The organism is Streptomyces sp. Z26 (assembly GCF_003665095.1).
Taxonomy (GTDB): Bacteria; Actinomycetota; Actinomycetes; order Streptomycetales; family Streptomycetaceae; genus Streptomyces; species Streptomyces phytohabitans.
In genome coordinates this window covers 2,431,094-2,453,560 of record NZ_RCHV01000002.1, presented here as the reverse complement: position 1 = coordinate 2,453,560, position 22,467 = coordinate 2,431,094, and the positions used below count along the sequence as shown (strand labels likewise).

The window sequence follows — 22,467 nt, the reverse complement described above, 5'->3', positions numbered from 1 at the left end:
GTCGGCTCCTCCGGGTGTGTGACGGCGTGGGGCGGGGGCGCCCGCCGTCGGCTGCGTACCTCCTGATGGTGCGTACCCCCTCCTTCCTCAGACGCTCGACACGGCACGGCAGTCACGAGCGGGGTGGCGTGAGCTGCGCCACATGACAGTCCCAAATCGGATTCTGCTACTGACTCCGGGCATATTCCAGGGGTATTTCCATTCGGGATGCCGGGCGACTGCTGTGGGAATCGCGCTCTTGCAACCCTCTCGCAGGTGCCTACTACTATGGGACGGTTCACCCGCCTGCCGTACGGGCCGCGCACGTCCTCGCGCCGCGCGCCCCGTGCCCGTTCCCCGAGCCCCTCCCGCGTGCTCCGGCGCGCGCCAGCGACGCCCCCGGCCACACGGCCGCCCCTGCCCGACAAGCCGACGAACCCGACAAGCCGACGAAGCGGAGCCCGTCATGCATGTCCCCGACGGATTCATCGACGCACCCGTCTCGCTCGCCGCGGGCGCCGTCGCGGCCGGTGCGGTCGCCGTCTCCCTGCGCGGAGCCCGCCGCGAGCTGGCGGGCCCGGCCGGGGCGGGCGGCCTCGGCGAGGAGCGCACGGCGCCGCTGGCCGGGCTGGTGGCGGCGTTCGTCTTCGCGGTGCAGATGCTCAACTTCCCCGTCGCGGGCGGCACCAGCGGCCACCTGCTGGGCGGCGCGCTCGCCGCCGTGCTCGTCGGCCCGTACACGGGCGTGCTCTGCGTGTCCGTCGTCCTGCTCATGCAGAGCGTGCTCTTCGCGGACGGCGGCCTGACCGCCCTCGGCGTCAACATCACGGACATGGCCGTGGTCGCGGTCCCGGTCGCGTACGGCCTGTTCCGCGCGCTCGTACGGGTGCTGCCGCGGGGGCGCGGGGCCGTGACGGGCGCCGCCTTCGCCGCCGCGCTGGTGTCCGTGCCCGCGGCGGCCGTCGCCTTCACCGCGCTGTACGCCCTCGGCGGCACCGCGGACGTGTCCCTCGGCAAGGTCTTCACGGCCATGGTCGGCGTGCACGTGCTGATCGGCCTGGGGGAGGCGGCGATCACGGCGCTGACGGTCGGCGCGGTCCTCTCCGTACGCCCCGACCTGGTGTACGGCGCGCGCGGGGTGACCGCGCCGCTGGTGCTGCGGGACGTCACGGCGGCGGTCCCGGGCGGCGGCACGGCGGCCACCACGGAGGACGCCGCGCGCGCGGACGCCGAGGGCGCTCCGGCGGAGGGCGTCCCGGCGGAGCCCGCCGCCGTGCCCGCCCCCGTACGCGGCCGGTCCACCCGCCGCGTGTGGCTGGCCGGGCTCGCCACCGCCCTCGTGTGCGCGGGCGTGGTGAGCTTCTACGCCTCCGCGGACCCCGACGGGCTGGAGAAGGTCGCCGCCGACCAGGGCATCGACGAGCAGGCCGAGGAACACGGCCTCGCGGACTCCCCGTTGGCCGACTACGGCGTGGCGGACATCTCCGACACCCGGCTGTCCGGCGGCACCGCCGGGGTGATCGGCGTCGGCGCGACGCTCGCCGTCGGCACGGGCGTGTTCGTCGTCGTACGCCGCCGCCGCGCGTCCGCCCCCGCGCCCGCCGCCTCCGCCTCCGGCGCGGACCGCGACGGGCACTGAGGTGGGTTCCGGCGGCGCGGGCCACGCGCGCGGGCTGTACGTGCGCGGGAGTTCACCCGTGCACGCCCTCCCACCGCACTGCAAGCTCGTCGCCGTCCTGTGCTTCGTCCTCGCCGTCGTGTCCACGCCACGGGAGGCGGTGGGTGCCTTCGCGGCGTACGCGCTGCTGCTGGCGGCCGTCGTACGGCTGGCCCGGGTCCCGTTCCGCACGTGGCTCGGGCGGCTCGTGATCGAGGTGCCGTTCGTCGCGTTCGCCGTGCTGCTGCCGTTCGTCGCGGAGGGCCCGCGCGTCGAGTGGCTCGGCCTGTCGCTCTCCGAACCGGGCCTGTGGGGCGCCTGGAACGTCCTCGCCAAGGGCACCCTCGGCGTCGCCGCGTCCGTCCTCCTCGCCGCCACCACCGAGCTGCGGGCGCTGCTCCTCGGCCTCCAGCGGCTGCGTCTCCCACCGCAGCTGGTGCAGATCGCGTCGTTCATGCTCCGCTACGGCGACCTGATCACCGACGAGATGCGCCGCATGCGCGTCGCCCGCGCCTCCCGTGGCTTCGAGGCGCGCGGCGTGCGGCACTGGGGTGTGCTCGCCAAGTCCGCCGGTGCCCTGTTCATCCGCTCCTACGAACGCGGCGAGCGGGTGCACCTGGCGATGCTCAGCCGTGGCTACACGGGCACCGTGCCCGTCATCGACGAGGTGACGGCCACACGCGCGCAGTGGGCGCGTACGGCGGTCCTCCCGGCCGCGGCGCTCGCCGTGTGCCTGGCAGGATGGCTGCTGAGATGAGCCCCCCGGAACCCGGACCACCGGCCCCCGCCGCCCCGCCCTCGCTGGAGGTGCGCGGCCTCGCGTACGCGTACCCGGACGGGCACCAGGCGCTGTTCGGCGTCGACCTGACCGTGCCGCGCGGGGAACGCGTCGCGCTGCTCGGCCCGAACGGCGCGGGAAAGACCACCCTGGCGCTGCACCTCAACGGCATCCTCGCGCCCGGCGCCGGGACGGTCGCCGTCGCGGGGCTGCCCGTCGACCGCGCGCACCTGGCCGAGGTGCGGCGCATGGTCGGGATCGTCTTCCAGGACCCCGACGACCAGCTGTTCATGCCCACCGTCCGCGAGGACGTCGCCTTCGGCCCGGCCGCCGCCGGGCTGCGCGGCGCGGAGCTGGAGGCGCGGGTACGGGACGCGCTCACCCGGGTCGGCATGGAGGCGTACGCCGAACGCCCCCCGCACCACCTGTCGTTCGGGCAGCGGCGCCGCGTCGCGGTGGCCACGGTCCTCGCCACGCGCCCGGAGATCCTGGTGCTGGACGAGCCGTCCTCGAACCTCGACCCGGCCTCCCGCCGTGAACTCGCCACCATCCTGCGGGACCTCGACCTCACGGTGCTGATGGTCACGCACGACCTGCCGTACGCCCTGGAGCTGTGCCCGCGTTCCGTCGTGCTGAGCGACGGGGTGATCGCGGCGGACGGCGCCACCCGCGACCTCCTGTGCGACGAGGAGCTGATGCGGGCGCACCGGCTGGAGCTGCCGTTCGGATTCGACCCCCGCTCGGTGCGCGTTCCGGGCACGTAGCAGCATGGGCGGGTACGGCACGGGCGCGCGGGCGCGCGGTGCGGTGCCGTACGGGCCGGTGGGCAGCGGCAGCGGAACGACGGGGAATCGGGGCAGGCAGTGGTGGACGTGCAGGGCACGGTGGCGGAGGGCTTCGAGGCGGTACGGGACGCGTTCGCGGTGAACTTCGCCCGACGCGGCGACACGGGCGCGGCACTCGCCGTGCACCGCGACGGGCACCCCGTCGTCGACCTGTGGGGCGGTGTCCGGCAGCCGCTCGCGCCGGACCTGCCCGCGGACGCCGACCCACCGGTCGAACCGTGGGCCGCGGACACCACCGTCATGCTGCGCTCCGCCACGAAGGGCGTCGCCGCCGCCGTACCGCACCTGCTGCACCAGCGCGGGCTGTTGGACCTGGACGCGCCCGTCGGCACGTACTGGCCGGAGTTCAAGGCGAACGGCAAGGAGCGGGCGCTCGTACGGCATCTGCTGTCGCACCGCGCGGGCGTGCCGCTGCTCGACCGGCCGCTCACCGCCGCCGAGGCCGTCGACGGTGTCACCGGGCCGCGCGCCGTGGCGGCACAGGCGCCCGTGTGGGCGCCGGGGACGGCGCACGGCTACCACCCGCACACGTACGGCTGGCTCCTCGGCGAACTCGTGCGGAGGGTCACCGGACGCACCCTCGGCACGTGGTTCGCGGAGGAGGTGGCGGCGCCGCTGGTTGGCCTGGAACTGTGGCTGGGGCTGCCCGCGTCCCGGGTGCCGGGCGTCGCGCGGGTGGTGCACGCCCCGGTGCCGGAACGCGCGCCGGGGCGCGGGCTGCGGGTGCGGGCGAAGCCGGAGGTGGCGGCGGCGTACCGGGACCCGGAGTCGCTGACCCGGCGGGCATTCGGAGCGATCGCCCTGTCGGCGCCCGGCGCGGAGGCGGCGCCCGGGGCGGGCGTCGCGGGGGCGATGGACGAGAACCACCCCGCGTACCTGGCCGGCGGTCTCGCGGGTTCGGCGGGCGTCGGCACCGCCCGCGCGCTGTCCGCGTTCTACGCGGCACTGATCGGCGAAGTCGACGGAGGGCGGCGCCTTTTCACCCCGGCGACGCTCGCGCAGGCCAGGGCGCAGGAGTCCGGCGGCCCGGACCGGGTGCTGATGGTGAACACCCGTTTCGGACTCGGCTACATGCTGCACAGCCCGGCCTCCCCGATGCTGGGGGAGGGGTCGTTCGGGCACCCGGGGCGCGGCGGCTCGCTGGCGTTCGCGGACCCGGGCACCGGCGTCTCGTTCGCGTACGTCACGTCGGGCATGCAGCGCTCCGTCACCTCGGACCCGCGCGCGCAGGCGCTCGTACGGGCGCTGCGCGGCTGCCTGACGGGCTGACGCGGTCCCGGCCGCACCAGGGGCGCCCCCGGTGCGGCGTGCGGCCCGTACGGCTCAGGGCAGCAGCGTCGCGCCCGGCGCCGGTGACGTCGTCGGGCGGGCGGTGCGGCAGGTGCCCGACTCCGCCAGGGCGGCGGCGACCGCCTCGGCCTCGGCCGCGCCGCCGGTGAGGAACGCGCAGGTGGGGCCCGAGCCGGAGACCAGCCCGGCGAGCGCGCCCGCCGCGGTGCCCGCCTTGAGGGTGTCGGCGAGGGACGGGCGCAGCGAAAGGGCCGCCGCCTGGAGGTCGTTGGACGAGCCGCCGCCCGCGCCCGCGGACGACAACGCCGCGGCGAGGGCCGCGCTGTCGCCGTCCCGGAGGGCGGCGAGGAGCGCGGGGGAGGGCTCCGGCTCCGGTACGGCGTCCACGGTGGCGCCCGTACCGGCCGCCGCGCGCAGCCGGTCGCACTCCCGGTAGACCTCCGGTGTGGACAGCCCGCCGTCCGCGACCGCGAACACCCAGTGGAACGTGCCGCCGACCGGCAGCGGCGTCAGCAACTCGCCGCGCCCGCGGCCCAACGCGGCCTCCCCCAGCAGGCTGAACGGCACGTCCGAGCCCAGTTCCGCGCAGAGGGCGAGGAGTTCGGCGCGCGGCGTACGGGTGCCCCACAGGGCGTCGCAGGCGACGAGTGCGCCCGCCGCGTCCGCGCTGCCCCCGGCCATCCCGCCCGCCACCGGGATGTCCTTGGCGAGGTGCAGGTGCACGCCCGGCGCCGCCAGGCCGTGGTGCGCGGCGAGCGCGCGCGCGGCGCGTGCCGCCAGGTTCGTGCCGTCCAGCGGCACGGCGGCGGCGTCGGGTCCGCCGACGGTGAGCCGCAGCGAGTCCGCGGGGGTGGCGGTCACCTCGTCGTGGAGGCCGACGGCGAGGAAGACGTTCGCCAACCCGTGGAAGCCGTCCGGGCGGAGGCCGCCGACCGCCAGCTGCACGTTGACCTTCGCCGGGACCCGTACGGTCACGGAGCCGTCCGTCATGCGATGCCTTCCCCGCCCCGCGCGCGCCGCCCCTGTGCGTCGCGCCGTTGTCCGTCCCGTGCCTTTCCGTCCTCCGTGCGTGCCCCGGACGACGTCCGCGCGCGCGGACGCGCTTCCGCGATCCGCGCGAACTCGCCCACCGTCAGCGACTCCCCGCGCGCCTGCGGGGAGACCCCGGCGGCCACGAGCGCCGCCTCCGCCTCCGCCCCGGAGCCCGCCCAGCCGGAGAGCGCCGCGCGCAGTGTCTTGCGGCGCTGCGCGAAGGCGGCGTCCACCACCGCGAACACCTCCTCGCGGGGCGCGCTCGTCTCCGGCGGGTCGCGCCGCACCAGCGACACGAGCCCGGAGTCGACGTTGGGCGCCGGCCAGAACACCGTCCGCCCGATCGCCCCCGCGCGCTTCACCTCGCAGTACCACGCCGCCTTCACGGACGGCACCCCGTACACCTTCGAGCCGGGCGGCGCCGCCAGCCGGTCCGCGACCTCCGACTGCACCATCACCAGGGTGCGTTCGAGGCCCGGGAACGTCTCCAGCATGTGCAGCAGGACCGGCACCGCCACGTTGTACGGGAGGTTGGCGACCATCGCCGTCGGCTGCGGGCCGGGCAGTTCCCGTACGAGCATCGCGTCCGAACGCACCAGCGCGAAGCGGTCCGTGGCGGACGGCAGCCGGGCGGCGACGGTCGCGGGCAGCGCCTCCGCCAGCACCTCGTCGATCTCCACGGCGACGACGTGCGCGGCCGACTGGAGCAGCGCGAGGGTCAACGAGCCGAGGCCCGGCCCGACCTCCACCACCACGTCGTCGGGCCGCACCCCTGCCGTCCGCACGATGCGGCGCACGGTGTTCGCGTCGATGACGAAGTTCTGGCCGCGCTGCTTGGCCGGGCGTACGCCCAGGGCGGCGGCGAGTTCGCGTACGTCCGCGGGGCCGAGGAGGGAACCGGGGGGTTCCGGGCTGTCGGAGGGGTCGGGGGGTGCGCTCACCGGTGCAGTTTACGGGCGCACACCGGCCACTCGGCCGCCCCCTGTGGCACGTACGGCTTCCCGGCCCGCGGGCCCTGTTCCGCCGCGTGCGCCCGCCGGGTGCCACCCTCGTCGTCGGGGGCCCGCCAGTCGCGGGTGCCGGTCCGGGGGAGACCGCCGTACGGGCCCGAGGGTTGCCCCGCGTCGGCCGGTACGTCCGACGCGCACGCGGTCGGCGCGCGCCGGTCGGGCCCGTCGCCGTCCGCCGGGTCCGCCGGGCCCGCCGGTGGCTCCCCCGTGCCGACGCGTACGTGCCGGGGCAGCGGTTTCCGTACGACCTCCGTGGCGACGCGTTCCGGCTTCCCGGAGACGCCGTTCACCGTCCGCTGGTGGTACGTGGTGCGCCGCACGCCGTACCGTCCCGCGCGGGTCACGAGTTCCGTGCCGCGACTCAACCGCGGGTCCTCGCGGCGCACCGTACGGAAGCCGATCAGCTCGTCGCGGACGGTGTCCGTACCGACGATCCGCAGGACGGTGACCGTCTGCCCCTCCCGGGGGAAGCCGTCCCGGGGTACCGACAGGGTGTCCTCGCCGCGGAGGGTGACGCCCGCCTGCCGTACGGCCTCACCGACGGTCGCCGCGTTCGTGCGCACGGGGAGCCGCCGTCCGTCCGCGAGGACGGTCACCCTCCGCGCGGTCCGCACCACCAGGGAGGTGCCCGTACGGTCGACGCGCGCGTGCCGCCCTGCGGAGACGTACGCGCCCTCCGTCCGCACGCCCCACTCGCGCAGCGCGGCACCCACCGTGCGGGCGGTGGTCCACGCCGTGCGGCGTTCACCGTCCAGGGTGAGCGCGACGGGACGGCCGCCGCGTACGGCGATCTCCTCGCCGTTGGCGAGCCGTTCACCGCGCGCGGGGGTGACCGTGTCGTGCGCGCCGGGCCGTACGCCCTCCTCCGCCAGCAGCTCGTCCACGGTGTCCGCGAAGGTGTGCAGGGTGCGCGGGTGGCCGTCGACGGTGAGGGTGACCGCCTTGTCGTGCGCCACGAACGCCGACGTGCCGCCCGCCAGGAACGCCACCACCAGCGCTTGCGGCAACACCCTCCGGAGGGTGTCGGCGCTGAGCGCGGCGGGGCGTGCGGACGCCGTCCGCGCGCGCGGACGACGACGTACGGCACGGTGACTTCTCCGCGACTGGCCCACTGTGCGCACTCCCGCCCGCGACCGGCTGCCGGTGGTCACCGGCGAGGGCGGAATGTAGCGGAGGGAGGGTCACCCGAAAAAGTCGTACGACTACTCCGTGTCGCGAACGTGCCGTCCGTCGGGCCGCTGCCCGTACGTGCCGTACGTGACGCGGAAGCGCCTCCGTACGGCGTCCCGGCCGCGGCCCCCGGCGCTCAGTAGCCGAACGCCCGCGCCGTGTTGGCCGCCACGTGCTCCGCGAGCGCGTCCTCCGTCATGCCCTTGACCTCCGCCATGGCCCGCAGGGTGACGGGCACGAGGTACGGCGCGTTGGGACGTCCCCGGTACGGCGACGGCGTCAGGAAGGGCGCGTCCGTCTCCACCAGGACGAGTTCGGGCGGGGCGACCGCCAGCGCGTCCCGCAGCGGCTGCGCGTTCTTGAACGTCACGTTCCCCGCGAAGGACATGAACCAGCCGTGCGACGCGCACACTTCGGCCATCTCCGCGTCCCCGGAGTAGCAGTGGAACACCGTGCGTTCCGGCGCGCCCTCCTCCGCGAGGACCCGCAGCACGTCCGCGTGCGCGTCCCGGTCGTGGATCACGAGCGCCTTCCCGAGGCGCTTCGCCAACTCGATGTGCGCGCGGAACGACCGCTGCTGCGCGGCCCGCCCCTCGTCCCCCGTACGGAAGTGGTCGAGGCCCGTCTCGCCCACGGCGAGGACCTGCGGCAGCGCGGCCAGCTCCGCGATCCCGTCGAGCGCGGCGTCCAGCGCGCCCGGACCGCCCTCCGCCTCCAACCGCGGCGCCTCGTTGGGATGCAGCGCGACCGCGGCGTGCACGGACGCGTGCGCGGCGGCCGTCTCGGCGGCCCACCGTGAACGCTCCAGGTCGCAGCCGACCTGGACGAGCGTGTCCACGCCGACGGACGCCGCCCGCGCCACGGCCTCCTCGACGGTCGTGTCCTGCATGTCGAGGTGCGTGTGCGAGTCGGCGACCGGCACCCGGAGCGGTTCGGGCGACGGGGGCGGTTGTGCGGCGGCCCGCGGGGAATTCGGCATGCCGCGATGGTAATTCGGCGCCGCCCGGCGCCCCTCACCGGACCCCGGGTGAGAACTCCTGGGGAAGTGCCCGGAGAAGTCGCCGGGACATCCCGAGGCGTTCTGGAGCCGTTCCAGGAAACTCACCTTCGGTGAAATACGCCCCGCGGTGAACGCGCCCGTACGCCGTGTGCGCGCCCGTGCCCGCTTTCCCGCCGCCCCGCCGCACACATGGTCACCGGGTGCGCCCACCGCGTGTTTCCGTACCGCCTGTCTCCGCACCGCGCCGCACGTGCCGCGCGCCGCGGCACACGTACGGGGCCGGGCGCACGGTCACGTGTGCATGGCCCTTTCGGCCAACGCCACGCGCCCCGACCGCATGATGCGCAGCAGGTGCCCGTCGCAGTTGACGCACGTGGGATTCGTGAGCGGCGAGGGAACGCGGTGGCCTTCGGTCCAGTAGGTCACGAACGGCGTTCCGTCCGGCGGCAGATGGTGCTGTATGTCGTACGTCTGCTCCCACCCGTGGCCGCACTTCATGCAGGCGAAGCTGTACTCCTCGTGGACCGTTCCCGTCCCACCGGTCGCACCCGCCGTACCCCCGCCGATGCCGCTGCTGTCTGCCATCCCAGCTCCTTTCCGAGCGGTTGACCCACACCCAGTGGACTCCTCCGCCGGAGGAAACGCAGCTTTCTCCCGCGCAATTGGGGCAGATTTGATCCGGCTATGGGAAACGCGGCCCGCTCTGCGGCTCTGGCTTTACCTTCACCCTAAGCCTTTTGCCCCCGGCTTGACCTGTCGGCGCCGTTCCCGCGCTTTCCGCACTCCCCGCCGTTCCTCTCACGCCCCTCCCACGTCCCTCTCAGTTCCCGTCACCGCTCCCGCCGCTCCCGTTCCCCTCGTTTCCCGGGAGTTCCCGTTTCGCCGCGACCACCGCGTCGAAGACGTCGCGTTTCGGTACGCCCGCCTCCCGCGCCACCGCCGCGATCGCGTCCTTGCGCCGCTCGCCCGCCTCCTCCCGTACCGCGACCCGGCGGGCCAGCTCCGCCGGGCCGCCGTCCTCCGCGCCGTACGGCCCGGGCTCGGGCGCCCCCGCCACCACGACGGTGATCTCGCCCCGTACGCCCTCCGCCGCCCACTCCGCCAGCTCGCCCAGCGGGGCGCGCCGCACCTCCTCGTACGTCTTCGTCAGCTCCCGGCACACCGCCGCGCGCCGCTCCGCGCCGAAGACCTCCGCCATGGCCGCGAGGGCGTCCGCGACCCGGTGCGGCGACTCGAAGTAGACGAGCGTGCGCCGTTCGTCCGCCGACTCCCGCAGCCGGGACAGGCGCTCACCGCGCTTGCGCGGCAGGAAGCCCTCGAAGCAGAAGCGGTCCACGGGCAGCCCCGACAGCGCCAGCGCCGTCAGCACCGCCGACGGCCCCGGCACCGCCGTCACGCGTACGCCGTGCTCCACGGCGGCGGCCACCAGCCGGTAGCCCGGGTCCGACACGGACGGCATCCCCGCGTCCGTGACCAGCAGCACCCGCTCGCCGCGCAGCAGGGCCTCGACGAGTTCCGGCGTACGGGCGGCCTCGTTCCCCTCGAAGTACGACACGACGCGCCCCGCCGTGCGTACCCCCAGCGCCTGGGTCAGCCGACGCAGCCGACGGGTGTCCTCGGCGGCCACGACGTCCGCTCCGCCGAGTTCGGCCGCGAGGCGCGGGGGCGCGTCGTCGGGGTCGCCGATGGGGGTGCCTGCGAGTACGAGCGTTCCGGAATCCACCGGGACATCCTCGCAGCGGCCACCGCGCGCACCCGCCGCGGTTCCCTACGATGTGCCCGTGACGACCAGTGACACGGCCCCGGACGTCGAACGCGGACGCACCGGCGCGCACGACGCGCCCTCCTGGCAGCTGCGGCTGCGCCGGTACGGCTACGTGGCCGCGCCGCGCCCCGGCGTGACGGAACGGCTGGACCCCCCGTACGCGGCGCCGTCCCCGCGCCTCGCCGCGCTGTTCGGCTTCTCCCCGTACGCCGCCGCGCGGTTCGCGCGCTGGGCCGCGTGGGTCGGGCCCGCGCTGGTCGCGCTGGTCGCGGGCGGGCTGCGGTTCTGGCACCTGGGGTCGCCGCACCGGCTGATATTCGACGAGACGTACTACGCCAAGGACGCCTGGTCGCTCTACCGGTACGGCTACGAGGGGCACTGGCCGGACAACGCCGACAAGCTGATCCTCGCCGACCCGCAGCGGATCCCGCTGTCCGAGGACCCCTCGTACGTGGTGCACCCGCCCGCCGGGAAGTGGGTCATCGGTCTCGGCGAGTGGATCTTCGGCCTCGAACCGTTCGGCTGGCGCTTCATGACCGCCGTGCTCGGCACGGTGTCGGTCTTCCTGCTGTGCCGTATCGGGCGCCGGTTGTTCCGCTCCACCGTCCTGGGGTGTCTCGCGGGTGCGCTGATGGCGGTCGACGGGCTGCACTTCGTGATGAGCCGCGTCGCGCTGCTCGACCTGGTGCTGATGTTCTGGGTGCTGGCGGCCTTCGGCTGCCTCCTCGTCGACCGGGACAAGGCGCGTGCGCGGCTGGCCGGGGCGCTGCGGCAGGGCGCGGCACGCGACGCGGCGCCGGACGGGCCGCGCGCCCCCGGGGACGTACGCCCCGACCACGGCGTGGCCGAACGCCTCGGCCTCGGCTGGCGCCCCTGGCGGATCGCCGCCGGGGTCTGCCTCGGCCTGGCCTGCGCCACGAAGTGGAACGGGCTCTACATCCTCGCCGCGTTCGGCCTCCTCACCGTCCTCTGGGACATGGGCGCGCGGCGTACGGCCGGTGCCGGACGCCCGTTCCTGGCGGCGCTCCACCGGGACGCGCTGCCCGCGTTCACGTCGCTGGTGCCGGTCGCCCTCGTCACGTACGTCGCCACCTGGACCGGTTGGTTCGCCACCGGCGGCGGCTACTTCCGCGACTGGGCCGAGACCGACGGCCAGGCCGGTGCCTGGGGCTGGCTGCCGGGGCCGCTGCGCAGCCTGTGGCACTACGAGGCGGAGGTGTACGACTTCCACGTCGGACTCACCTCCGGGCACAACTACGAGTCCAGCCCCTGGAGCTGGCTCGTGCTCGGCCGCCCCGTCTCGTACTTCTACGAGTCCTCCGACGCGGGCGAACGCGGCTGCACCGCCGCCGACGGCTGCGCCCGCGAGGTGCTCGCCCTCGGCACGCCGCTGCTGTGGTGGGCCGCCTGCTTCGCGCTGCTGTACGCCGTCTACCGCTGGCTGTTCCGCCGCGACTGGCGCGCGGGCGCGATCCTCTGCGGTGTCGCGGCCGGATACCTGCCGTGGTTCCTCTACCCGGAGCGGACGATCTTCTACTTCTACGCGGTGGTGTTCCTGCCGTTCCTCTGCCTCGCGGTGACGATGATGGTCGGCGCGCTCGCCGGACCGCCGGGTGTGACCGAACGCAGAAGACTCGTCGGGATCGTCGCCTCGGGCGTGCTGATCCTGCTCATCGCCTGGAACTTCGTCTACTTCTGGCCGATCTACACGGGCCAGAGCCTCCCGCTCGACGACTGGCAGCAACGGATGTGGCTCGACACCTGGATCTGATTCCGGCCACACGCGCTCGCGCCGGGCGATGCCAACCGCCTGGTGGAAGACGTGAATTGAGTTGTCGAAACTCCCTTTCGAGTCTCGAAAGGGTGGTTTCGAGGCACTGCCTTCACCTCTGTACTCTATGGTGCGTCAAGACCCTCGGCCAGGCGGGCGGAGGCGGGGCGGAGGTTCAGAACTCGGATGCGTGACAGCCAGCGGATGGCGGTGCTCGGCGGTGTCGCCGCCGTCGTCGTCGGAGCCACCGGTTTCGGTGTGTACGCGCTCGTCGGGGGCGGCGAGGACGACGGCGCCGACAAGGGCAGCGTCTCGGCCGCCTCGGACGGGAAGAACTCCGGGGACGTCGAGACCGGGCCGCCGTCCGACGAGGAGATCGAGAAGACCGCGAAGGACTTCCTCGACGCCTGGGCCTCCGGCGACGCGGGCGAGGCCGCCGCGCTCACCGACGACAAGGCCGCCGCGCGCACCGCGTTGACCGCCCTCCGCAAGGACGCCAAGGTGTCCAAGGTCGCCCTCACCCCGGGCACCCCGCGTACGCCGACGAAGGCGACCGCCGCCAAGGACTCCAAGGACGCGAAGGGTTCGAAGGACGCCGGGGACGAGGCCGAGGACGACGGCAGGTCCGAGGTCCCGTTCAAGGTGACCGCCCAACTCGCGTACGGCGAGCAGCGTTCCGCCCTGTCGTACGACTCCGCGCTGCGTGTCGTACGGGACGTGAAGACCGGTGACGTCGTCGTCGACTGGGCGCCGACCGTGCTCCACCCCGGGCTGAAGGACGGCCAGTCGGTGAAGACCGGCGAGGCGGGCACCCCGCCGATCAAGGCCGTCGACCGGAACGGCACCGAGGTCTCCAAGGCCGACCACCCGGCGCTCGCCGGAATCCTCGACGACCTGCGCAAGCGCTACGGCGCCAAGACCGACGGCACCCCCGGCGTCGAGACCCGCATCGTCGACGCCAAGGGCAAGGACACCGGCACCACCCTGCGCACCCTCTCCGAGGGCACGCCCGGCACCCTCAAGACGACGCTGGACCTGGACGTGCAGAAGGTCGCCGAGGCGGCCGTCGCGGACAAGACGAAGGCGTCGGTCGTCGCGGTCAAGCCGAGCACCGGCGAGATCCTCGCTGTCGCCAACTCCCCGGCCAAGGGCTTCAACACGGCGCTCCAGGGCTCGTACGCGCCGGGCTCCACCATGAAGGTCGTCACCGCCGCGCTGCTGATGGACCAGGGGCTGGCGTCGCCGGGCAAGGCGCACCCGTGCCCGAAGTACTTCGAGTACGGCGGCTGGAAGTTCCAGAACGACGACAAGTTCGAGATCAGCGGCGGCACGTTCAGCCAGAGCTTCGCGCGTTCCTGCAACACCGCGTTCATCAGCCAGGCGCCGGAGCTGGAGGACGACTCGCTGACCAAGGAGGCGCGCGACGTCTTCGGGATCGGGCTCAACTGGCAGGTCGGTACGAGCACGTTCGACGGCCAGGTGCCCGTCCAGTCCGACGCGCAGATGGCGGCGTCGCTGATCGGGCAGGGCAGCGTGCGGATGAACCCGCTGACGATGGCGTCGGTGTCGGCCACGGTGAAGTCCGGCACGTTCAAGCAGCCGTACCTCGTGTCGCCCTCCCTGGACAACCGCACGCTGGCTAAGGCGCCGCGCTCGATGAAGCCCGAGACGGTGAGCGGGCTGCGGGCGCTGATGAAGACGACGGCCACCGGCGGCACCGCCGCCGAGGCGATGTCCGGGCTCAGCGGCGACTTCGGCGCGAAGACGGGCTCGGCCGAGGTCGGCGGGCAGAAGAAGCCGAACGCGTGGTTCACGGCGTACCGCGGTGACATGGCCGTCGCGGCCGTCGTCCCGGCCTCCGGGCACGGCGGCGACTTCGCCGGACCGGTCGTGCGCAAGGTGCTCGACGCGGGCTGAGCGAGCGACCGCGCAGGGCGGACGACCGATCCGCGCGCGGATCGGTCGGGGTCGCCGGAACCGGTTCGCCGTGCGGCGGCTCCGGCGGCTAGCGTGACGGCATGACCTCAGCCTCCGCCGCCCACCCGCGGTTCGCCGCCGCCCTGTCCGCCCTCGGTCTCGACGACGTCGAGGTCCGGAGCTTCCCGGAGGCGACCCGTACGGCGGTCGAGGCCGCGGCGGCCGTCGGCTGCGAGCTGAGCCAGATCGTCAAGTCCCTCGTCTTCGCCGCCGACGGCGTCCCCGTCCTCGTGCTGATGGACGGCGCCTCCCGGGTGGATGTCGACCGGGTGCGCGCGGAGTTGGGCGCCGAACGGGTCGAACGGCCCGACGCCCGCGTCGTACGGGACGCCACCGGTTACGCGATCGGGGGCGTGCCGCCCTTCGGGCACACCACGCGGCTGCGGGTCCTCGCGGACCGGGGGCTGCTGGCGCACGACACGGTGTGGGCGGCGGCGGGGACACCGCACACGGTGTTCGCGATCGGCCCGAAGGCGCTGGTCGCGCACGCGGGCGGGACGCTGGCGGACGTACGCGAGGAACGCTGAAGGCCGGACCCTGCCCGCGCGCGGAATCACGCGCACACAGCGACCCCCGTACAGCGACCCCCGTACAGGAAAACGCCCTCCCTCCGCGCGAAAACGCCCTCCGCGCGCGCGGAGGGCGTTCCACGTTTCCGACCCTCCGCGCGCGGGTGGCCGTACGGAGCGGGCGGACGGTCAGCCCGTGATCTCGCCGAGCGCCATCATCAGCACCAGCAGGAGGCCCAGCACGCCCAGCCCGACGCCCCCGGCGCGGGCGCCCCGCCGGGCCGTGAACATCGCGACGACCGTCAGCACCACCGTGACCGGCACCCCGAACCGCGCGACGCCGAGCAGTGTGTCCGCGAAGCGGAGCTGGCTGCGTACACCGTCCTGGCAGGAGTCGCAGGCGATGGCGGCGAGCGGCCCGAAGACGCCGACGACCAGGCCCGCGAGGACGACGACCAGGGCGAGGAGCACCAGCCCGGCCCGGTCGGCGGCGGACCGCTCGCCCGCTGCGGCGGGCAGGTCGAGGGCGGGGTCGGCGGGCCCGTGGGCGGTGGTGTCGTTCTCCATGCGGCCGAACCTACGGAGGGGCGCCCGCGACCGGGTATCCGCGCGCGTACTCAGCCGCTACTCAGCCGGGGCGGGACGGCTCCCGGCGGCCGGTACCCTGAAAGGCTGATCCCGCGAAACAGGAGTGAGATGGCAGTCAATCTCGTCAATCTGGAAGCCGTGGACAAGGTGTACGGCACCCGCGCGCTGCTCGACGGCCTCTCCCTCGGGGTCAGCGAGGGTGACCGCATCGGTGTCGTCGGGCGGAACGGCGACGGGAAGACGACGCTGATCCGTGTCCTCGCCAAGCTGGAGCCCGCCGACCAGGGCCGCGTCACGCACGCGGGCGGGCTGCGCCTCGGTGTGCTCACGCAGCACGACTCGCTCGACCCGGCCGCGACCGTACGGCACGAGGTCGTCGGGGACATGGCGGACCACGAGTGGGCGGGCAGCGCCAGGGTGCGGGACGTGCTCACGGGGCTGTTCGGCGGGCTGGACCTGCCGGGCTTCCCGGAGGGCATGGAGACCGTCATCGGGCCGCTGTCCGGCGGTGAGCGGCGGCGTATCGCGCTCGCCAAGCTGCTGATCGGCGAGCCCGACCTGATCGTGCTGGACGAGCCGACCAACCACCTCGACGTGGAGGGCATCTCCTGGCTGGCCGGTCACCTGCGGGCCCGCCGTTCGGCGCTGGTCTGCGTGACGCACGACCGCTGGTTCCTGGACCAGGTCTGCACCCGCATGTGGGACGTGCAGGGCGGCACGGTGCACGAGTACGACGGCGGGTACAGCGACTACGTCTTCGCGCGCGCGGAGCGGGACCGGATCGCGGCGACGGAGGAGGCCAAGCGCCAGAACCTGATGCGGAAGGAGCTGGCGTGGCTGCGGCGGGGCGCCCCGGCGCGTACGAGCAAGCCGCGTTTCCGTATCGAGGCGGCGAACGAGCTGATCGCGGACGTGCCGCCGCCCCGCGACAGCGCGGAGCTGATGCGCTTCGCGGGGACGCGGCTCGGCAAGACGGTCTTCGACCTGGAGGACGTGACCGTGCAGGCCGGGCCGAAGGTGCTGCTGCGGCGGCTCACCTGGCAGCTGGGTCCGGGCGACCGGATCGGCCTGGTGGGCGTGAACGGCGCGGGCAAGACCTCGTTGCTGCGGGCGCTGGAGGAGGCCGCGCGCAGTGAGGGCGAACGGCAGCCCGCGAGCGGGCGGATCAAGGTCGGGCGCACGGTGCGGCTGGCGTACCTGTCGCAGGAGGTCGCGGAACTCGACCCCACCTGGCGGGTGTTGGAGGCCGTGGAGCAGGTACGGGGGCGGGTCGACCTCGGCAAGGGGCGCGAGATGAGCGCGTCGCAGCTGTGCGAACGCTTCGGGTTCGGGAAGCAGCGGCAGTGGACGCCCGTCGGGGACCTGTCGGGTGGCGAGCGGCGGCGGCTCCAGATCCTGCGGCTGCTGATGGACGAGCCCAACGTGCTGTTCCTGGACGAGCCGACGAACGACCTCGACATCGAGACGTTGACGCAGCTGGAGGACCTGCTGGACGGCTGGCCGGGCTCGCTGGTGGTGATCTCCCACGACCGGTTCTTCCTGGAGCGGACCACCGACCGGGTGCACGCGTTGCTGGGTGACGGCGCGCTGCGGATGCTGCCGCGCGGTGTCGACGAGTACCTGGAGCGGCGTACCGCGATGCGCGCCGCCGACCAGCCCGCGACCCCGGGGGCGCCCGCCGCCGCGACTCCGGCGGCGCCCGCCGCGGGCGGCGGCGCCGGTACGGGTGGGGAGCGGCCGAGGGCGGCGGGTCCCTCGCGGGCGGCGCAGAAGGAACTCCAGCGCATCGAGCGGCAGTTGGACCGCATCGGTGACAAGGAGAAGGCGCTGCACGCGGAGATCGCGGACCACGCGACGGACTTCGCGCTGGTCGCGGAGTTGGACGGCCGCCTGCGCGAGCTGACGTCGGAACGGGAGACGCTGGAGACCCGTTGGCTGGAACTGGCCGAGGACGGCTGAGGGTTGCGGGCGCGTCGCGCCCGCGCCCTCCGGCTGCATTCTGGTAACGCGTCGGCCGCCCCTCGGGAACCGAAGTCCGTTCTGTCGGTGTCCGGTGATACAAAGAATGTCCGCTCATCAGTCAGCCATGACAGGCCAGTATGTCCGATTCGCTCGGCCCTACGGGGGTTTGGGGTGCCGGGCGTCGGCCTGCTTAGCCACGAGGAAACGTCATGTCTCAGCCGCCTCCACCACCCAGCCAGCCGCCCTCGGGCGGCTTCGGAGCGCCGCAGGACCCGCCGTCCGACCCCTCCGGGGGTTCCTCCGCCACCGGTCCCCAGGGCGGCGACGGGCACAACGACGCGTACGGCTACCCGCAGCCCCCGGCGCAGCAGCCGGGTTACGGCTATCCCCAGCCACCGGGTCAGGCACCGGGCCAGACGCCGGGGTACGGCTATCCGCAGCAGCCCGGCCAGGCGCCCGGCTACGGCTACCCGCAGCAGCCGGGCCAGCCGCCCGCGAGCGGCGGCTTCGGGGCGCCGACCCCGCCGCCCCCCGGCGGGTACGGGCAGCAGCAGCCCGGCCAGCACTACGGCTACCCGCAGGGGCAGCAGGCTTACGGGCAGCAGCCATACGGCCAACAGCAGTACGGGCAGCAGCCGTACGGTCAGGACCCGGGGGCGTACCCGACGGCTCCCGGCGGGCCCGGCGGTCCGGGGCGTCCCGCGGGCTCCGGCGGCGGCAAGTCGAAGCTTCCGGTGATCATCGCGGCCGTGGTGGCCGTCCTGCTCGTCGCGGGCGGCGCCGTGGTCTTCCTGGGCAAGGACGACGACGGCGGTGACGACAAGGCCGACGGCGACAAGAAGGAGACTTCGCAGGGCACCGACACCGAGGGGGGCGCGGGCCAGGAGCGTACGAACATCCAGGGCAAGCTCGTCGCCAAGATGGCCGCCCCGAAGGTCGACGACCAGGTCAGCGTGCCGGGCGCGTGGGTCACGGACAAGCTGTTCGTGAAGACGTCCGTCGAGAGCGTCGTCGCGGTGGACGCCACGTCCGGTTCCCAGGCGTGGGAGATCCCGCTGCCCGGTTCGGTCTGCGCGGCGTCGCCGCACCAGACGGACGACGACAAGACGGCGATCGTCACGCAGGAGACGAAGTCGAGCAAGGCCGACTGCAACCAGATGGTCGTCATCGACATGAAGACCGGCAAGAAGCTCTGGCAGGAGACGATGCCGGGCGCCGACACCATCAGCGTCGACAACGTGACGCTCAGCCAGGGCACCGTCGCCTCGGCCTGGATCGGCGGCTCCGTCGCGTACAAGATCACCGGCGGCAAGCCGATCTTCCAGGCGAAGACGAACGGCGACTGCAAGGACGAGGGGTACGCGGGCGGCCCGAAGCTGATGGCCGTCGTCCGCTGCGGGGACTTCTCCAACCCGACGTTCACGATCCAGGAGCTGAACCCGAAGACCGGCAAGTCGATCTCGGAGTTCGAGGTGCCGAAGGGCACCGAGACCGTGCGGGTGCCCTCCACGTCGCCGCTGGTCCTGGTGGTCGGCGCGGGCGAGTCGACGCCGACGGACATCATGACGGTGCGGAACAACAAGCTGGCGGCGAAGATCTCGCTCGGCGGCGACCGCTACAACAACCCGTGCGGGCTGGGCGTCGAGGCGTGCTTCGGCATGACGGTCGGCAAGGACGCGGTGTACCTCTCGACGAAGGAGCACAGCGACAGCTCCTCCGAGTACGGCCGGACGAACGAGGTCATGGCCTTCGACTTCGCCAGCGGCCGGACGAAGTGGAAGTCGGACGCGGGCGCGAAGCGCACGATCATGCCCATCCAGATGGACGGCGAGACCGTCGTCGGGTACAGACTGCCGACGTACGACTCCGGCGGCGAGATCGTGGGCATCGAGCCGAAGGCGGGCAAGCAGACCTCGTACCTCAAGATGCCGAACGACTCGGTGGACGAGGAGCAGGAGCTGGGCCCGAACACGTACGGCCAGGACACCGAGGTGGTGTACGGGAAGGGCAAGCTGCTGCTGCCGGAGAAGTACGTGACGGAGCGGGCGGGCACCTTCACCAAGGAGCGTCTGCTCGCCGTCGGGTTCGGCGGCTGACCGCGCCGTACGGGCACGGTCCGTACGGCCCCGGGTCCCCGTCGTGCCGGTGCGTTCGCCGCACCGGTACGGCGGGGACCGCCGTATTCCGGGCGGCTTCCCGGGGTTTGGCCGCGCGGGGGCGGGGGAGCGTGTAGCTTCCGTGGGCGAACACCCGTGCCCGGAGGGGCCCCGGCCGCCGGGCGGCCCGGCGGAGAGCGGGAGTTGGGGGGCTGTATGAGCGTGCGGCTCATGGTCGTGGACGACCACCGCCTGCTCGCCGAGGCGCTGGCCTCGGCGCTGAAGCTGCGCGGCCACCGCGTGCTGGCCGCCGCCGCGCCCAGCGCGGGCGCCGCCGAACTGGTGCTGAACCGCGCCCCGGAGGTCTGCCTCCTGGGCACCGCGACGCCCGCGGCGGAGGGCGTCTTCGACCCGGTGGTGCGGATAAAGAGCGAGAAGCCGCAGATCGCGGTGCTGGTCCTGGGCCCGGTGCCCAGCCCGCGCGGCATCGCCGCGGCGTTCGCGGCGGGCGCCTCGGGCTACGTACGGAACGACGAGCGCATCGAGGGCGTCGAGCGCGCCATGATGAAGGCGCGCGCCGGGGAGGTGGCCGTCGGCCCGCAGCTGCTGCGTGACGCCTTCACGGAGCTGCTGAACCCGGTCGCGGAGCCGGACGACGAGGGGCAGCGTCTGCTCCAGCTGCTCACCCCGCGCGAGGTCGAGGTGCTCGTACGGGTCGCGGAGGGTGAGGACACCCGGTTGATCGCGGCGGGCATGCGGATCGCGCCGAGCACCGCGCGCACGCACGTGCAGCGGGTGCTGATGAAGCTGGACGTCGGTTCGCGGCTGGAGGCGGCGGCGCTGGCCGCCCGTACGGGCCTGCTGGACCGCGCGACGGGCCCGTACGACGCGACGGGCCCGTACGAGCGGGGCGGGTGACGGGGGACGTCCTTGCGACGTCCCCGCCCGCGCCCCGGCCGTACGGCACCGCGCTACTTCACCAGCGGGTCACCGCTCTCGGCCGCGGCCTCCTCGGGGGGCGGCGGCGGGATGGTCGGGCTCAGCCGCAGCCAGACGAGGAAGAACACGCCGAGGGCGAGCATCCCGAGTCCGGTCCACAGGTTGATGTTGATGCCCTCGGCCTTGTCCAGGTCCTCGTCCGAGGCGAGGATCCCGGCGACGGTCACGATCACGCCGTACACCACGAAGAGGCCGCCGATGATCCGGCGTACGTCGAAGAGGCGGGCGGCGGTGTTGGACCGCCGTTCCAGGTCCTCGACCTCCTGGATGTGCGCGGCGGGGTCGTGCGCGGTGTCCGGTACGGCCCCGTCGCCGGTGGCGTTCTGGTCGTTCTGCTTGTCGTTCATGGTCGTTCAGCCCTTCGCGGATCAGAAGGAGAAGGGGACATAGCAGGCGGCGGCGAGGATGATCGCGCCCCAGCCCAGCAGCGCGGGACGGCGGTACCAGGCGTCGTCGCCCTCGGCGGGTGCCTCCGCCATGCCCGGCGACACGGTGCCGTAGACGAGTCCGGCGAGCTGCTCCACCGGCTTCGGTTTCGTCACGAAGGTCACCACGACCATCACCAGCGCGCCCACGACGAAGGCGACGATGGACGACACGAAGTTGGCGCCCTGGTCGCTGGGGATGTCGATGACCCCCTGCTTGTAGAAGTAGAAGTAGTTGACCATGGCGGCGGCGGTGCCGGAGAGCAGTCCCCAGAAACCGGCGGCGGGGGTCGTCCGCTTCCAGAACATGCCGATGATGAACACCACGAACAGCGGCACGTTGAAGAAGGAGAACAGCGTCTGGAGGTAGTTCATGATGTTGCTGAACGTGGACGCGATGAACGCCGTCCCCATGCCGATCAGCACACCGACCACCGTGACGACGCGCGCGGTGAGCACGTAGTGCTCGTCCGGCTGGTCCTTCTTCACGTACGGGGCGTAGATGTCGTTCGTGAACACGGTGTTGAACGACGAGATGTTCGCCGCCATGCCCGCCATGAACGCCGCCAGCAGACCCGTCACGGCGATGCCCAGCACACCGTTCGGCAGCAGGTCCCGCATGAGCAGCGGGATCGCGTCGTTGTACTGGAGCCCGTTCTCCTCGGTGCCGATGGTCGGCTCCATCACCAGCGCGATGAGGCCGGGGACGACGACCACCATGGGGATGAGGATCTTGGGGAACGCGGCGATCAGCGGGGTCCGCTGACCGGCCGACATGTTCTTCGCGGAGAGCGCGCGCTGCACCTCGGCGAAGTTCGTCGTCCAGTAGCCGAAGCTCATCACGAAGCCGAGGCCGAGCACGATCGTGAGCCAGTTGGCACCGAGCGGGTTGTCCGACCCGATCCCGGTGCCGTCCCAGGCCGTCGTGAACGCCTCGCCCTGACTGCTGGTCAGTTTGTCGCTGAGGCCGCCCCAACCGCCGACGTGCTTGAGGCCGACGATCGTCAGCGGGATCAGCGCCGCGAGGATGACGAAGAACTGGAGCACCTCGGTGTAGATGGCCGAGGAGAGGCCGCCGAGCGTGATGTACGCGAGCACGAAGAAGCCCGCGATCACGATCGCGACCCACTGCTCCCAGCCCAGCAGGGCCTCCAGGACGATCGCCATCGCGTACAGGTTCACGCCCGCGATCAGCACCGCGGAGACCGCGAAGATCACGGAGCTCAGCAGGTGCGACGAGGGCCCGAAGCGGTGCAGCAGGAACTCCGGCACCGAGCGGACCTTCGAGCCGTAGTAGAACGGCATCATCACCAGGCCGAGGAAGACCATGGCGGGGATGGCGCCCACCCAGTACCAGTGGACGGTGTAGACGCCGTACTGGGCGCCGTTGGCCGCCATGCCGAGGATCTCGGTGGCGCCCAGGTTGGCGGCGACGAAGGCGAGGCCGGTGATCCACGCGGGGAGGGACCGGCCGGACAGGAAGAAGTCGAGGCTCGTCTTCACGCTGGCCCGGGCGGCGAAGCCGATCCCGAGGACGACGACGAAGTAGATGCCGAGAAGTGTGTAATCAAGTGCGTTGGTCTCGAGCCGAAGCCCTTCGGCGAGATAGGTCAT

At 73.3% G+C, this 22,467-nt stretch carries 18 protein-coding genes and 1 pseudogene; 10 read left to right on the top strand and 9 right to left on the bottom strand.

Annotated elements, in window-relative coordinates:
- The first annotated feature begins 445 nt into the window (after positions 1–445).
- The 4 genes from D7M15_RS10825 to D7M15_RS10810 all read left to right on the top strand — a co-directional run bounded on the left by D7M15_RS10825 (position 446) and on the right by D7M15_RS10810 (position 4,528).
- Positions 446–1,618: an energy-coupling factor ABC transporter permease gene (locus D7M15_RS10825; protein ID WP_121517316.1), complete on the top strand. Its 1,173-nt coding sequence runs from the start codon at positions 446–448 to the stop codon at positions 1,616–1,618.
- Between the two features lies 1 nt (position 1,619).
- Entirely contained in the window at positions 1,620–2,393 is a 774-nt protein-coding gene (gene cbiQ / locus D7M15_RS10820; RefSeq protein WP_121517315.1) for a cobalt ECF transporter T component CbiQ, read from the top strand.
- Positions 2,390–3,178 (top strand): ABC transporter ATP-binding protein, encoded by a 789-nt coding sequence (locus D7M15_RS10815; RefSeq protein ID WP_121517314.1) that lies wholly within the window; start codon positions 2,390–2,392, stop codon positions 3,176–3,178. The genes cbiQ and D7M15_RS10815 overlap by 4 nt, the downstream gene beginning before the upstream one ends.
- A gap of 99 nt (positions 3,179–3,277) precedes the next feature.
- The gene (locus D7M15_RS10810; protein ID WP_121517313.1) at positions 3,278–4,528 is read left to right on the top strand and encodes a serine hydrolase domain-containing protein; all 1,251 of its coding nucleotides are present in this window, start codon (positions 3,278–3,280) and stop codon (positions 4,526–4,528) included.
- A gap of 54 nt (positions 4,529–4,582) precedes the next feature.
- Here D7M15_RS10810 and D7M15_RS10805 read toward each other — a convergent pair whose 3' ends face one another.
- From D7M15_RS10805 to rsmI, 6 genes and pseudogenes are all read right to left on the bottom strand, one after another.
- Entirely contained in the window at positions 4,583–5,539 is a 957-nt protein-coding gene (locus tag D7M15_RS10805; protein ID WP_121517312.1) for a 4-(cytidine 5'-diphospho)-2-C-methyl-D-erythritol kinase, read from the bottom strand.
- A complete protein-coding gene (gene rsmA, locus D7M15_RS10800; RefSeq protein WP_121517311.1) occupies positions 5,536–6,522 on the bottom strand; it encodes a 16S rRNA (adenine(1518)-N(6)/adenine(1519)-N(6))-dimethyltransferase RsmA in 987 nt (328 codons plus the stop codon). The genes D7M15_RS10805 and rsmA overlap by 4 nt, the downstream gene beginning before the upstream one ends.
- Positions 6,519–7,601: a ubiquitin-like domain-containing protein gene (locus D7M15_RS10795; protein WP_276314447.1), complete on the bottom strand. Its 1,083-nt coding sequence runs from the start codon at positions 7,599–7,601 to the stop codon at positions 6,519–6,521. The genes rsmA and D7M15_RS10795 overlap by 4 nt, the downstream gene beginning before the upstream one ends.
- Positions 7,602–7,897: 296 nt before the next feature.
- Complete coding sequence (locus tag D7M15_RS10790; protein WP_121517309.1) at positions 7,898–8,740, bottom strand: TatD family hydrolase; 843 nt, start codon at positions 8,738–8,740, stop codon at positions 7,898–7,900.
- 339 nt (positions 8,741–9,079) lie between these two features.
- A pseudogene (locus tag D7M15_RS10785) lies at positions 9,080–9,346 on the bottom strand (hypothetical protein); the annotation flags it as partial.
- A 235-nt stretch (positions 9,347–9,581) separates the two neighbouring features.
- Complete coding sequence (gene rsmI / locus D7M15_RS10780; RefSeq protein ID WP_121517308.1) at positions 9,582–10,484, bottom strand: 16S rRNA (cytidine(1402)-2'-O)-methyltransferase; 903 nt, start codon at positions 10,482–10,484, stop codon at positions 9,582–9,584.
- On the opposite strand from rsmI, the gene D7M15_RS10775 reads away from it, so the two are divergent.
- The 3 genes from D7M15_RS10775 (at position 10,447) to D7M15_RS10765 (ending at position 14,801) form a co-directional block, all read left to right on the top strand.
- The gene (locus D7M15_RS10775; protein ID WP_121517307.1) at positions 10,447–12,297 is read left to right on the top strand and encodes a phospholipid carrier-dependent glycosyltransferase; all 1,851 of its coding nucleotides are present in this window, start codon (positions 10,447–10,449) and stop codon (positions 12,295–12,297) included. The two genes, rsmI and D7M15_RS10775, sit on opposite strands and share 38 nt — an antisense overlap.
- 186 nt (positions 12,298–12,483) lie before the next feature.
- On the top strand, positions 12,484–14,214 hold the full coding sequence (locus D7M15_RS10770) for a penicillin-binding transpeptidase domain-containing protein (protein ID WP_206337346.1): 1,731 nt from the start codon (positions 12,484–12,486) through the stop codon (positions 14,212–14,214).
- A 101-nt stretch (positions 14,215–14,315) separates the two neighbouring features.
- Entirely contained in the window at positions 14,316–14,801 is a 486-nt protein-coding gene (locus tag D7M15_RS10765) for a YbaK/EbsC family protein (protein ID WP_121517306.1), read from the top strand.
- A gap of 171 nt (positions 14,802–14,972) precedes the next feature.
- On the opposite strand, the gene D7M15_RS10760 is transcribed toward D7M15_RS10765, so the two are convergent.
- The gene (locus D7M15_RS10760; protein WP_121517305.1) at positions 14,973–15,350 is read right to left on the bottom strand and encodes a hypothetical protein; all 378 of its coding nucleotides are present in this window, start codon (positions 15,348–15,350) and stop codon (positions 14,973–14,975) included.
- Between the two features lie 129 nt (positions 15,351–15,479).
- Between D7M15_RS10760 and D7M15_RS10755 the strand changes: the two genes are divergently transcribed.
- The 3 genes from D7M15_RS10755 to D7M15_RS10745 all read left to right on the top strand — a co-directional run bounded on the left by D7M15_RS10755 (position 15,480) and on the right by D7M15_RS10745 (position 20,347).
- Positions 15,480–17,330 (top strand): ABC-F family ATP-binding cassette domain-containing protein, encoded by a 1,851-nt coding sequence (locus tag D7M15_RS10755; protein ID WP_121517304.1) that lies wholly within the window; start codon positions 15,480–15,482, stop codon positions 17,328–17,330.
- Positions 17,331–17,542: 212 nt separating this feature from the next.
- A complete protein-coding gene (locus D7M15_RS10750) occupies positions 17,543–19,429 on the top strand; it encodes a PQQ-binding-like beta-propeller repeat protein (protein ID WP_121517303.1) in 1,887 nt (628 codons plus the stop codon).
- A 216-nt stretch (positions 19,430–19,645) separates the two neighbouring features.
- Positions 19,646–20,347, top strand: a complete 702-nt coding sequence (locus D7M15_RS10745) for a LuxR C-terminal-related transcriptional regulator (protein ID WP_121517302.1) — start codon at positions 19,646–19,648, stop codon at positions 20,345–20,347.
- Positions 20,348–20,400: 53 nt separating this feature from the next.
- Here D7M15_RS10745 and D7M15_RS10740 read toward each other — a convergent pair whose 3' ends face one another.
- Positions 20,401–20,775, bottom strand: coding sequence for a hypothetical protein (locus D7M15_RS10740; RefSeq protein ID WP_240649232.1), 375 nt, complete (start codon positions 20,773–20,775; stop codon positions 20,401–20,403).
- 21 nt (positions 20,776–20,796) lie between these two features.
- On the bottom strand, positions 20,797–22,467 hold the full coding sequence (locus tag D7M15_RS10735) for a sodium:solute symporter family protein (protein WP_121517301.1): 1,671 nt from the start codon (positions 22,465–22,467) through the stop codon (positions 20,797–20,799).

Bases quoted from the DNA above. Each gene is read 5' to 3' on its own strand.
- D7M15_RS10740 (WP_240649232.1), bottom strand. From the start codon at position 20,775: ATGAACGACAAGCAGAACGACCAGAACGCCACCGGCGACGGGGCCGTA.
- D7M15_RS10775 (WP_121517307.1), top strand. From the start codon at position 10,447: ATGGGGGTGCCTGCGAGTACGAGCGTTCCGGAATCCACCGGGACATCC.
- D7M15_RS10745 (WP_121517302.1), top strand. From the start codon at position 19,646: ATGAGCGTGCGGCTCATGGTCGTGGACGACCACCGCCTGCTCGCCGAG.
- D7M15_RS10805 (WP_121517312.1), bottom strand. From the start codon at position 5,539: ATGACGGACGGCTCCGTGACCGTACGGGTCCCGGCGAAGGTCAACGTG.
- D7M15_RS10790 (WP_121517309.1), bottom strand. From the start codon at position 8,740: ATGCCGAATTCCCCGCGGGCCGCCGCACAACCGCCCCCGTCGCCCGAA.
- D7M15_RS10825 (WP_121517316.1), top strand. From the start codon at position 446: ATGCATGTCCCCGACGGATTCATCGACGCACCCGTCTCGCTCGCCGCG.
- D7M15_RS10765 (WP_121517306.1), top strand. From the start codon at position 14,316: ATGACCTCAGCCTCCGCCGCCCACCCGCGGTTCGCCGCCGCCCTGTCC.
- D7M15_RS10815 (WP_121517314.1), top strand. From the start codon at position 2,390: ATGAGCCCCCCGGAACCCGGACCACCGGCCCCCGCCGCCCCGCCCTCG.
- D7M15_RS10760 (WP_121517305.1), bottom strand. From the start codon at position 15,350: ATGGAGAACGACACCACCGCCCACGGGCCCGCCGACCCCGCCCTCGAC.
- D7M15_RS10755 (WP_121517304.1), top strand. From the start codon at position 15,480: ATGGCAGTCAATCTCGTCAATCTGGAAGCCGTGGACAAGGTGTACGGC.
- D7M15_RS10770 (WP_206337346.1), top strand. From the start codon at position 12,484: ATGCGTGACAGCCAGCGGATGGCGGTGCTCGGCGGTGTCGCCGCCGTC.
- D7M15_RS10750 (WP_121517303.1), top strand. From the start codon at position 17,543: ATGTCTCAGCCGCCTCCACCACCCAGCCAGCCGCCCTCGGGCGGCTTC.
- D7M15_RS10735 (WP_121517301.1), bottom strand. From the start codon at position 22,467: ATGACCTATCTCGCCGAAGGGCTTCGGCTCGAGACCAACGCACTTGAT.